Consider the following 12,251-nt stretch of genomic DNA (forward strand, 5'->3'; position numbering starts at 1 on the left):
CGAGGTTTGACATCGTGATCTGGAGCATTCCTGCTGCTCGGTAAATGCAGGACGCCCGCTCGGCCCCGCATCGGCCGTACCGCCGCGTTTTAGAAACCGGTGCTTTTCGCCAAGCTCACGTGCATCGTTCGGTGGCGCGGGGCAAGGCATGATTGGATAAAGAGAATAATGACGACAAAAGACGAATTCGTATTCCTGCCGCTCGGCGGCGTCGGTGAAATCGGCATGAACCTGGCGCTGTACGGTTACGGCCCTTCAACCAAGCGCCAGTGGATCATGGTCGATTGCGGTGTGACCTTTGCTGGGCTCGATCTGCCCGGTATCGATCTTGTGCTGCCCGATATCAGCTTCATCGAAGAGCAGCGCGGAAACCTCAAGGCCATCATCATCACCCACGCGCATGAAGACCATTATGGCGCGCTGAATGATCTTTGGCCAAGCCTCAAGGTTCCGGTTTACGCATCTGGCTTCACCGCTGGCATGCTGGAAGCCAAGCGCAACTATGAAGGCACCCGCGCGGAAATCCCGATCACGCCGTTCAAGGCGGGTGACCGGATCAATGTCGGCCCCTTCGAGATCGAGGCCATCGGTGTCAACCACTCGATCCCCGAACCCATGTCTCTCGTCATCCGCACCCCGCTGGGCAACGCCGTTCATACGGGCGACTGGAAGATCGACCACGCGCCGTCGCTCGGGCCTTTCACCGATGAAGCGCGTTTCCGTGCCGTTGGTGAGGAGGGCGTGCTGGCCATGATGTGCGACAGCACCAATGCGCTGCGCGATGGTGTTTCGCCGTCTGAAGAGCAGGTATCGGAAGGGCTTCGCCAGATCATCGAAAATGCCGAGGGACGCGTGGCCATCACCACCTTCTCCTCCAATGTCGGTCGTATCAGGTCGATCGCTCAGGCTGCCGAAAGGGCCGGTCGCGAAGTGCTCCTTCTTGGCTCGTCGCTGAAGCGCGTGGTCAATGTCTCCCAGGATCTCGGCATCATGGAAGGCATCAAGCCATTTCTGGCCGAAGATGAATTCGGTTACATCCCCCGCAACAAGGTCGTGGTCATCCTCACCGGCTCACAGGGAGAATCGCGTGCTGCTCTTGCCAAGCTGTCGCGCGATGAAATGCGCAATGTCGCTTTGACCTCTGGCGATACGGTGGTGTTTTCTTCGCGCGCCATTCCCGGGAATGAAAAAGCCATTCAGGATATCAAGAACGGCTTGATCGAGCAGGGCGTTCACATCATCACCGATAACGAAGCCTTGGTGCACGTATCCGGTCACCCGCGTCGCAGTGAACTTCTGCAAATGTACGCCTGGGTCAAGCCGCAGATTCTGGTTCCCGTACACGGCGAAGCCGCCCATCTGGTGGCACAGAAAGAACTGGCCGAGCAGGCTGGCATTGGACAAGTTCCAAAAGTTCGCAACGGCAACGTCCTGCGCCTCGCGCCCGGCCCAGCCGAGGTGATCGATGATGCACCGCATGGCCGCGTCTTCAAGGATGGCCGTCTGCTCGGCGATTTCGAGGAAATGGGCATCGGCGATCGTCGCAAGCTGTCCTTTGCCGGACACGTTTCGATCAATGTTCTGCTTGATAGCCGTTTTGACTTTCAGGGCGACCCCGACGTTGTGCCCTTCGGTCTGCCGGAATTCGACGATGAAGGCGAAGCCATGGAAGATACGCTCTATGACGCCGTGCTGGGTGCCGTCGAAAGCATTCCGCGTGCGCGCCGTAAGGATTTGAACATCGTTCGGGAATCTATCCGTCGCGCCGTTCGCGCCACAGCCAATCAGGTCTGGGGCAAGAAGCCGATCGTCACTGTCTTCGTCACCAAGGTGTAAGCCGGTTTCATCAGCCGTTTGCGGAGTGAAAACATGCTCGGTCGTATCAACCATATTGCGATAGCTGTGCCAGATCTGGCCGCAGCCATTGCCACGTATCGCGATACGTTGGGCGCTGCGGTTTCCCAGCCGCAGCCGCTCCCCGAGCATGGCGTCACGGTTGTTTTCGTGAACCTTCCGAACACCAAGGTGGAACTGCTGGAACCGCTGGGCGAAAACTCTCCCATCCTGGCGTTCCTCGACAAGAACCCATCCGGCGGCATGCACCATATCTGTTACGAGGTAACAGATATCATCGCGGCGCGCGACCGTCTCACCGCAGATGGTGCAAGGGTATTGGGTGGGGGAGACCCGAAGATCGGGGCGCATGGCAAGCCCGTTCTATTCCTGCATCCGAAAGATTTTTTTGGTACGCTGATAGAGCTGGAGCAGGTGTGATGTCGTGCTGGCGTGCGGGATGGTTTTCCGTCTCTCATGCCTGCGGCATGCACAAGAGTGAGAACGAAAGCGAACCCAGGCGCTTTGAAATGGGAGGATGAGTGCATGCAGTGGATTTCGGCTTTCGCGGTTTTTTTCATCGTCTGGTGGACGGTGCTGTTCATCGTCTTGCCAATCGGCCTGCGCACGCAGTCTGAAGATGGGGACGTTGCGCTGGGGACAGTGGCAAGTGCACCCGCCCGCTTCAGGGGTGGCAAGATCGTTGTGTTGACGACGCTGATTTCGCTCGCAGTTTGCGCTATTTGGTATGCGGTCACATGGTATTTTGGTTTTACCATGGATGATCTGCCCCGCATTATCCCTGTTTACGACTGATTTCTGTCATCTCACTGTCATGTATAACCGGTTCAGGCCAGGATGCCTCGCAGCCCTGATATTGACAGGCACAAATTCGCCGTAATTGCTTTTGGTCGTTTTGAGGTCTGTCTGAAAAAAGCAAAAAAAAACAAGGCTTTTCAGCCTTGTTTTTCAGTTTCGCGTGATCTGTAACCGTTACCGGGGCAGCGAATGAACGCGCCTAAGATCTCATCCTCCCAAGACTGACCGCGAAATAGACAAGAATTTAAACTCCTTGCCTCTTTTGTGAGCTGAAACTAGCCCAAACGTTAAACCTTGTCATTAATTTTTTTGCATTTTTGTTACAGTCGGCAAAAAATTCCTCTTGATGCGATTTGTCGCACATACACGGCAAAATTATTCCTCCTGAAACCGTTCAGCGGCGAAAGCTGTCTCATAAAATTGTCGCAAAACCGCCATGAAAGAATTTTGCCGCGCATGCTCTGCACGTTTTCGGCGCGTTTTCTCGGGACTGAAACGATCAGGTCGGCCTCTGAAAAGACTCAAGCGACAAGGGTGAAGAGGCCTAGCCCTGCGGGTTTCCTTCTGGCGCGGAAACCGCTATGTACGGCGCAAATATCCCGTTATTTCGGCGATTCCCGTGCATATGAGGGGTGTCGTCACAGAATGGAAACACCCATGCGTCTCAGCCGTTACTTTTTGCCCATCCTAAAGGAAAATCCCAAGGAAGCGGAAATCGTCTCACACCGCCTCATGCTGCGTGCGGGCATGGTCCGCCAGCAGAGCCAGGGCATTTACTCCTGGTTGCCGTTGGGCAAGCGTGTCTTGGACAAGGTCAACAAGATCGTTCGCGAAGAGCAGGATCGTTCCGGCGCCATCGAGCTGTTGATGCCGACGCTCCAATCGGCCGAGTTGTGGCAGGAGAGCGGTCGTTACGATGATTACGGCAAGGAAATGCTGCGCATCAAGGACCGTCAGGATCGCGCCATGCTTTATGGCCCGACCAATGAAGAGATGATCACCGACATCTTCCGGTCCTACGTGAAGTCCTACAAGAGCCTGCCGCTGAACCTCTACCACATTCAGCTCAAGTTCCGTGACGAGGTTCGCCCCCGTTTCGGCACCATGCGCTCTCGCGAGTTCCTGATGAAGGATGCCTATTCCTTCGATCTGACCAAGGAGGACGCGATTCACTCCTATAACAAGATGTTCACCGCGTATCTGCGCACCTTCTCTCGCCTCGGTCTGCGTGCCATTCCCATGCGCGCCGATACCGGCCCAATCGGTGGCAACCATAGCCATGAGTTCATCATTCTGGCTGATACGGGCGAATCCGAAGTGTTCTGCCACAAGAGCTTCCTGGATCGCGGCATTCCGTCTGACGATACCGATTTCGACAATGTTGAAGGCTTGCAGGGTATCTTCAACGAGTGGACGACCGATTACGCCGCAACATCTGAAATGCATGACGCGGCTGCGTTCGACGCCATCCCGGACGGTGAACGCCTGTCTGCACGCGGCATCGAAGTCGGTCATATCTTCTATTTCGGCACGAAATATTCCGAGCCGATGGGCGCCAAGGTTCAGGGTCCCGATGGCAAGGAACACCTTGTCCACATGGGTTCCTATGGCATTGGCCCGACGCGCCTTGTTCCCGCCATCGTTGAAGCATCGCATGATGAGAACGGAATCATCTGGCCAGAGTCGGTTGCTCCTTTCGATGTCGTCATTATCAACATGAAGGCTGGCGACGCCGCCTGCGATGCGGCCTGTGAAAAGCTGTATTATTCGCTGACCAACGCCGGCAAGGATGTGCTCTACGACGATACGGATGACCGTGCTGGCCAGAAATTCGCGACAGCGGATCTCATCGGTATTCCGGTGCAGGTCATTGTCGGCCCACGCGGCATCGCGGCTGGCGAGGTTGAAGTCAAGGATCGCAAGACCGGCGCACGCGAAACCGTGACCGTCGAAGCGGCAATGAACCGGGTGCTTGGCTGAAAAGCCGATAAGGAGACGACATGGCAAAAGCCGAGGCTGATAACGGTGCACGCCCTTCCGTAACGGACAAGGCCGCCCGACCATTTTCGGCCTTCGAGCGCATGGTGGCCTGGCGCTACCTGCGTTCGCGCCGCAAGGAAGCATTCATTTCCGTCATCGCGGGGTTTTCGTTCGTCGGTATCATGCTGGGTGTGGCGACGCTCATCATTGTCATGGCGGTGATGAACGGTTTCCGCACGGAGCTGATTTCCCGCATTCTTGGCATTAACGGCCACATGATCGTGCAGCCCATCGATTCACCGTTGAAGGACTATGACGATCTCGCCAAGAAATTCTCGGCGGTTCCCGGTGTGACCATGGCGCTGCCCTTGGTCGAGGGGCAGACGCTGGCGTCCGGTCGCGGTGGTGCGGGCAGTGGGGCGCTCGTGCGCGGCGTCCGTTCCGAGGATATCGAGAAGATCAAGGAAGTCTCCGGCAACATCAAGACTGGCGATCTGGTTGGTTATATGTCGGGGCAAGGCGTGCTGGTCGGTTCCCGGCTTGCGTCGTCGCTCGGGGTGACGGCAGGCGACCAGATTACGCTGATATCACCAGAGGGTGACGTGACCCCAATGGGCGTCAATCCGCGTGTCAAATCCTATACCATCTCGGGCGTGTTCGAGATCGGCATGTCGGAATATGACGCGTCGATGATCTATATGCCACTGTCCGAGGCGCAGCTCTATTTCAATGCCGAAGGCATCGTTCAGTCCATAGAGCTCTTCGTCTCGAACCCCGATAACGTCGATGGCATCAGGCCATTGGTGGAGACTGCAGCGGGACGGCAGATCTATATCACCGACTGGAGACAGCGAAACCAGACCTTCTTTTCCGCCCTTCAGGTTGAGCGCAATGTCATGTTCATGATCCTGACGCTCATCGTCCTGGTGGCTGCCCTCAATATCATTTCCGGCCTCATCATGCTGGTGAAGGACAAGGGCAGCGACATCGCCATTTTGCGCACCATGGGTGCCAGCGCTGGCTCCATCATGCGCATCTTCTTTATGACGGGCGCGGCCATCGGCATCGTCGGCACATTTGCGGGCGTTGGCCTTGGCGTTCTCGTCTGCCTCAATGTGGAATCGATCCGCCAGTTCTTCTCGTGGATTTCAGGCACCGTGCTGTTCGATCCGCAGCTCTATTTCCTCAGCCAGCTTCCGGCGGAAATGCAGCTGAGCGAGACGATGACGGTCGTCATCATGGCGCTGGGCCTGTCATTCCTGGCAACGATCTTTCCGGCCTGGCGGGCTTCCAAGCTCGACCCTGTCCAGGCCCTGCGTTACGAATAAGGACCGCATCACACCATGGCACAGAAAACAGCGTTGCGGCTCAAGGGCGTGGAACGGACCTACGGGCAGGGCGAACACAGCCTGTCCATTTTGAAGAATGCCGATCTGGAGCTGAAAAGTGGCGAGATTGTCGCGCTTGTCGCGCCGTCCGGCACCGGCAAGTCCACCCTGCTGCATCTGGCAGGGCTCTTGGAACATCCGGATGCTGGCGAAGTCTTCGTCAACGGAAGGTCCTGCGGCGATCTCACCGACGAACAGCGCACCCTGATCCGTCGCAGCGATATCGGCTTCGTCTACCAGTTCCACCATTTGCTGCCGGAATTCACCGCGCTCGAGAACATCATGATGCCGCAGCTCATTTCGGGTCTGCCGCATTCCGAGGCCAAGGAACGCGCCAGCGCGCTTCTCGACTACATGCGCATCGGCCACCGCGGCGACCACCGCCCCTCCGAATTGTCCGGCGGAGAGCAGCAACGCGTCGCCATCGCCCGCGCGGTCGCCAACGCGCCGCTTCTGCTTCTGGCAGACGAGCCGACCGGTAACCTCGATCCTGAAACGGCGTCTTACGTGTTCGGTGCACTGGAAGCACTGGTGCGCCAGTCGGGTCTGGCCGCCCTGATCGCGACCCACAACCACGAGCTCGCAGGTCGCATGGACCGCCGTGTGACACTGAACGAAGGCAAGATCGTCGAGTTCTGATCGCCGCCGCTACCTGGCAGCTTAGGTTCCCATCCATTTGGCCAACCCTGCGCAACACTCTGTTGCGCAGGGTTTTTCGTTTTGGAGTCAACGGTTTGGAACGAATCAGGTGCGGAACCACCACGAGTCCCCCTGCGTTGACAAGACAAAGCATGAAAATAAGCAGTTGACAGTGAAACGAAATGAGAACAAAGTTAGAACATAAAGAGTATGGAGAGACAAATGACCGACATCATCCGTGACATCGCCGCCTTCGCTTCCATCGCCGTGTTCGTTGCCAGCTTCTCGGTGATCCTCACTTCCATGTGATGTCCCAACGTCGTTTCCAACGGAAATGGCATGTAAAGGTGAACTGAGGCAGTGGACTTTGCCTCTGGAAAATCCGAAAATCCCCCGGACTCAGAATGGCGGGATTGTATAAGATGGGCGAGATTTCAGCAAACGGCAGCATGGCCGAAAAAACCCTGAAGACGCCCGGCTTCGTTCACCTTCGGGTGCACTCTGCCTATTCCCTGCTCGAGGGCGCGTTGCCCTTGAAGAAGATCATGGCCAAGGCCTTGGCCGATAGCCAGCCTGCCATCGCCATTACCGACACGAATAATCTTTTCATCGCGCTCGAGTTTTCCGAAAAAGCGCGTGACGAGGGCTTGCAGCCGATCATCGGCTGCCAGATGTCCATCGATATGCAGGATGCCTCCGATGACAAGCGCGGGCAGAACAATCTTGCAAAACTTCCCTCCATCGTCGTCCTCGCCGCAGATGCGCGAGGCTACGAGCGTCTCGTGGACCTCATCAGCCGCGCCTATCTCGATGGCGAAACGGCAGGTTCCGTTTGCATCACCAGGGCGTGGCTGGAGGAGGCCGACAATTCCGGTCTCATCGTTCTGACGGGTGCGTCCGGCGGGCCCATCGATATGTCCTTGAGGGAGGGGCATGTTTCCCAGGCGACGAAACGCCTCTTGGCTTTGAAAAGCCTGTTTGGCGACCGTCTCTATATCGAGTTGCAGCGTCAGGGCAATTTTGATCGCACGCATGAGCGCCGCATGATGGCGCTGGCCTATGAGCACGACCTGCCACTGGTCGCCACCAACGAAGCATTTTTTCCGTCACGTTCCGATTATGATGCCCATGATGCACTGATGGCCGTCGCCCATAACGCCATCGTTTCCGACGACAGCCGCTTTCGTCTGACACCTGATCATTATCTCAAGAGCCGAGACGAGATGATGGCGTTGTTTGCCGATATTCCAGAAGCTCTGGAGAATACCGTCGAGATCGCGCAACGCTGTTCCTATGTGCTCAAGAAACGTGGGCCGATCCTGCCGCGTTTTACCGGTGCAAGCGAAGATCCCGAAGAGGCTGATCGCGCCGAAGGTGCCGAACTGCGACGTCAGGCCATTGAAGGTCTGGACCAGCGGTTGGCCGCGCTTGGCATGGCGCCGGGTTACACCGAGCAGGAGTACCGCGACCGACTGGACTTCGAACTGGGCGTCATCGAGCGCATGAAGTTTCCCGGCTACTTTCTCATCGTTGCCGACTTCATCAAATGGGCCAAGAACCAGGATATTCCGGTCGGTCCCGGTCGTGGTTCCGGTGCGGGCTCGCTGGTGGCCTATGCGCTGACCATCACCGATGTCGATCCCCTTCGCTTCTCGCTGCTGTTCGAACGCTTCCTCAATCCTGAACGCGTATCGATGCCCGACTTCGATATCGACTTCTGTCAGGATCGCCGTGAAGAGGTGATCCGCTATGTTCAGAAAAAGTATGGACGCGAGCAGGTGGCGCAGATCATCACCTTCGGTTCGCTGCAAGCGCGTGCCGCGTTGCGCGACGTTGGTCGCGTTCTGGAGATGCCATACGGTCAGGTAGACCGCATCTGCAAACTGGTGCCGAACAATCCGGCCAACCCGACAACACTTTCCAAGGCCATCGAGGAGGAGCCGCGCTTTCAGGAAGAGGCAGACAAGGAGCCGGTCGTTGCCCGTCTTCTGGATATCGCCCAGAAAATCGAAGGTCTTTACCGCCACGCGTCCACCCACGCCGCCGGTATCGTCATTGGCGACAGGCCGCTGTCCAAGCTCGTGCCGATGTATCGCGATCCGCGCTCGGATATGCCCGTCACGCAGTTCAACATGAAGTGGGTGGAAAGCGCCGGTCTGGTCAAATTCGACTTTCTCGGTTTGAAAACGCTGACCGTTCTCAAGGTTGCCGTGGACTTCGCTGCCAGACGCGGTTCGACCGTCGATCTGGCGGCGATTCCGCTGGAGGACGCGAAAACCTACGAGATGCTGTCGCGCGGTGAAACCATCGGCGTGTTCCAGGTGGAAAGTGCCGGCATGCGCAAGGCGCTGATCGGGATGCGGCCCGACTGCATCGAGGACATCATCGCGCTGGTCGCGCTCTATCGCCCGGGCCCGATGGAAAATATTCCGGTCTACAATGCCCGCAAGCATGGCGAAGAAGAGATCGAATCGATCCATCCAACCATCGACAATCTGCTGAAAGAGACGCAGGGCGTGATCGTCTATCAGGAGCAGGTGATGCAGATCGCCCAGGTTCTGTCCGGCTACTCGCTGGGCGAAGCCGATCTTCTGCGCCGCGCCATGGGTAAGAAGATCAAGGAGGAGATGGATCAGCAGCGCGAGCGTTTCGTCGAAGGCGCGATGCGCAACGATGTCTCGAGGGCGCAGTCCAACACCATCTTCGACCTCCTGGCCAAGTTTGCGAATTACGGCTTCAACAAATCCCACGCCGCCGCCTACGCCATCGTCTCTTATCAGACAGCCTATATGAAGGCGCATTTTCCCGTGGAGTTCTTGGCTGCCTCCATGACGCTGGATATGGCCAACACCGAAAAATTGAACGATTTCCGCCAGGACGCGGGCCGCATGGGGATCGAAATCGTCGCGCCGTCGGTCCAGACGTCTCACCGCCGGTTTGAGCCGGGTGAAAACCGCATCTACTATTCGCTGGCGGCGCTGAAGGGCGTGGGTGAGGGTGCGGTCGATCACATCGTCGACGTACGCGGCGAAAAGCCCTTCAGCAGCCTTGAGGATTTCTGCCTGCGGATCGACCCGAAACAGGTGAACCGTCGCGTGCTGGAAAGCCTGATCAACGCCGGTGCCTTCGATTGCTTCGGCAGAGATCGCGCCGAACTCCTGGGCGGGCTCGACCGCATCATCGGTTATTCGCAGCGCGCGCAGGAAAGCCGCGTCACCGGCCAGCATGATATGTTCGGCTCAGGTGCCGCTACCGGTCCCGAAAAACTCATTCTGCCTGCCTTTCAGCCTTGGCTCGCATCGGAAAAGCTTCTGCGCGAATATCAGGTGCTTGGATTCTATCTCACAGCCCACCCGCTCGATACCTACCGCGCCATCCTCGACAAGCTTCGTGTCCAGAACATTTCCGATTTCACGGCAGCAGTGAAACAGGGCGCGACGGCTGGGCGTCTGGCCGGCACCGTCACCGGCAAGCAGGAGCGAAAGACCAGAACCGGCAACAAGATGGGTATCGTCACCTTCTCGGATGCGTCGGGCCAATATGAGGCGGTGCTGTTTTCCGAAGGGCTGGCCCAGTACCGCGAATTGCTGGAGGTTGGAAAATCACTTGTGATTACAGTGCAGGCGGAAGAACGTCCCGAAGGCATCGGCCTTCGCATCCAGACGGCACAGTCTCTTGAAGAAAAATCCGTCCAGATGCAACGGGCGCTTCGCGTTTACGTGCGCGATTCCGGGCCTCTGAAAAGCCTCGTTCACCACCTCAACAGAGGCGATGGATCTGTCTATTTCATCGTCATCAAGGACGATGGCCAACGCGAAATCGAAGTGGAACTCCCCGGCAAGTATCGCATTTCGCCGGAGATCGGGGCGGCATTCAGATCCGCAAATGGCGTCATCGACGTTGAGTTGATCTGATGTGAGATCAACAGCTTGTACGCCTAACCCGGTTCAGTTTCAGAACAGGCTGTTGGTCGGGTAGGCATTCCTGCCGCGATCGATAAAGCCATGGCGGGAAAGGCAAGCGCGGAGCGCGGTGTTGTAATAGAGCGTCGTGTTGTAGGCTGTTCCGCGTGGTGGTGTGCTGGCTTCTGCGGTGCATGTCACAAGCGCCCGGTCATAGACCTGCACGAGAATAGGGTCACTCGTCACATCGGGACCCGCATAGACGCTGTAATTTTGGGGGGATTCAGCGGCCGATACACAGGCCAGTCCAAGAATTGCAGCGGCTACATATTTGATGTTCATCGGTCGCCTCCAAGCGTCAGGTTGTAGATCCTGAACGCCGTTGCAGACATTCGGGTTCCCGGCCTCACACAGGTCGCGAAGGCGTCCTTCAACAGAAGCGTTGCCTGTCGGCAGCGATCAATCGCGCGTGATGGTGATGAAATCCGTGCCGTCGCCGGTTTCCAAACCGTGGCTGAGATCGGCAACGGTTATTGAGCTTCCGGTCGTGAGGTCGGCTTCCAGCTTTTTTCGGAGATCAGCTGGAATATCGATACGATCGAGAACCGCACTCAGCTGATCGGACCCTTCCGGTCCGTCACTTTCGATGCCCAGCCGTTTGCGCGCAGCGGCTGGCAGATGATTTTCCAGTGTCAGTCCGTTCCATTCGGCCTTGCCGTTACCATCCACATCGATCATCTCGAAGAAATGCGTGCCGAGCGCCATGTCCGGGTTCTTGATGTGAATGGGGGCTTCAAACAGCGGCTTGAAGTCCCGCCGAACCATCAACTGCCCATTCGGCGCTTCCTGTGCACCAGCAGAGGCATAGAGTGCATCGACGAAAGCGTCGGTCACGAGCGGACCGGTGGTCTTCATCTCTTTCCAGCGCTTGAACGCATTGATGGCGCTGACCGTCATCTGTCCGGCATATCCATCGGCCACACCCGTGTCGAAGCCGATGCTGGTCAAGAGATGCTGCACATCCATGATCTTTTCGCGCTCGCCGCGCCGTGTAATCAGAATGCGCAGCGGTGCGCCGTCCTTCTTTGGTGTCGCCTTGTTCTTCACCGCGTTGGTCGTCTGATTGACGGCAACTTCCACCAGTTTCAAGGATGCATCGAAGTTTGTCGGCCGAAGTTCGACGTCCGACAGCAGAATACCGTCGCGTGGGCCGTCCTTCGGCTGCAAAAGGGCAGGGTGCTCAAGGAGGCGAGGGACGACAGCCTTGTCGGAAACGATGACATGCACGCCGCGCGCCGTCATGCCGAAGAGTTGCTTGGCGAATTTAGACGGCAGGCGAATACAGCCATGCGACGCCGGGTAGTTTGGAACATGGCCCTCGTGAAGCGCTATACCCGACCATGTCAGCCGTTGCATGAACGGCATGGGGGCTGCGGAATAAATGTTGGATTCGTGATATTTGCGTTTGTCCAGAATGGAAAAGATGCCGCTCGGAGTACCATGACCCGGCTTGCCGCTCGACACTTTTGATGTCGCGATCAGCGCGCCGTCTTCATAAAGCGATAGCGTCTGCTCTTCCTTGGAAACGATGATTTGCAGGCTCTTGGCATCTCCAGCCAGAGCGGCCTGTACCAGCACGGAAGTCGACAGGAGGCAAGCTCCCAAAAGCGCACGCAACATCATGTCTACT

General features: G+C 57.3%; 9 protein-coding genes. 7 read left to right on the forward strand and 2 right to left on the reverse strand.

The window, feature by feature from the left end; translation table 11 throughout:
• Positions 1 to 168: 168 nt before the first annotated feature.
• The 7 genes from EKM04_RS08115 (at position 169) to dnaE (ending at position 10,573) form a co-directional block, all read left to right on the forward strand.
• Positions 169 to 1,836: a ribonuclease J gene (locus EKM04_RS08115; RefSeq protein ID WP_183897691.1), complete on the forward strand. Its 1,668-nt coding sequence runs from the start codon at positions 169 to 171 to the stop codon at positions 1,834 to 1,836.
• A 33-nt stretch (positions 1,837 to 1,869) separates the two neighbouring features.
• A complete protein-coding gene (mce, locus tag EKM04_RS08120) occupies positions 1,870 to 2,274 on the forward strand; it encodes a methylmalonyl-CoA epimerase (protein ID WP_183897692.1) in 405 nt (134 codons plus the stop codon).
• Positions 2,275 to 2,379: 105 nt separating this feature from the next.
• On the forward strand, positions 2,380 to 2,649 hold the full coding sequence (locus EKM04_RS08125) for a DUF1467 family protein (protein WP_183897693.1): 270 nt from the start codon (positions 2,380 to 2,382) through the stop codon (positions 2,647 to 2,649).
• 660 nt (positions 2,650 to 3,309) lie between these two features.
• The gene (proS, locus tag EKM04_RS08130; protein WP_183897694.1) at positions 3,310 to 4,632 is read left to right on the forward strand and encodes a proline--tRNA ligase; all 1,323 of its coding nucleotides are present in this window, start codon (positions 3,310 to 3,312) and stop codon (positions 4,630 to 4,632) included.
• 20 nt (positions 4,633 to 4,652) lie between these two features.
• Positions 4,653 to 5,960, forward strand: a complete 1,308-nt coding sequence (locus EKM04_RS08135) for a lipoprotein-releasing ABC transporter permease subunit (protein WP_174152732.1) — start codon at positions 4,653 to 4,655, stop codon at positions 5,958 to 5,960.
• Between the two features lie 15 nt (positions 5,961 to 5,975).
• A complete protein-coding gene (locus EKM04_RS08140; RefSeq protein ID WP_174152733.1) occupies positions 5,976 to 6,659 on the forward strand; it encodes an ABC transporter ATP-binding protein in 684 nt (227 codons plus the stop codon).
• A 422-nt stretch (positions 6,660 to 7,081) separates the two neighbouring features.
• Positions 7,082 to 10,573 (forward strand): DNA polymerase III subunit alpha, encoded by a 3,492-nt coding sequence (dnaE, locus tag EKM04_RS08145; RefSeq protein ID WP_183897725.1) that lies wholly within the window; start codon positions 7,082 to 7,084, stop codon positions 10,571 to 10,573.
• Positions 10,574 to 10,612: 39 nt separating this feature from the next.
• Here the strand turns inward: dnaE and EKM04_RS08150 are convergent, their stop codons facing one another.
• Entirely contained in the window at positions 10,613 to 10,903 is a 291-nt protein-coding gene (locus tag EKM04_RS08150; RefSeq protein WP_183897695.1) for a hypothetical protein, read from the reverse strand.
• A gap of 117 nt (positions 10,904 to 11,020) precedes the next feature.
• Positions 11,021 to 12,244: a L,D-transpeptidase family protein gene (locus EKM04_RS08155; protein WP_183897696.1), complete on the reverse strand. Its 1,224-nt coding sequence runs from the start codon at positions 12,242 to 12,244 to the stop codon at positions 11,021 to 11,023.
• Positions 12,245 to 12,251: the final 7 nt, after the last annotated feature.

The organism is Rhizobium skierniewicense Ch11 (assembly GCF_023757665.1).
Classification (GTDB): domain Bacteria; phylum Pseudomonadota; class Alphaproteobacteria; order Rhizobiales; family Rhizobiaceae; genus Agrobacterium; species Agrobacterium skierniewicense.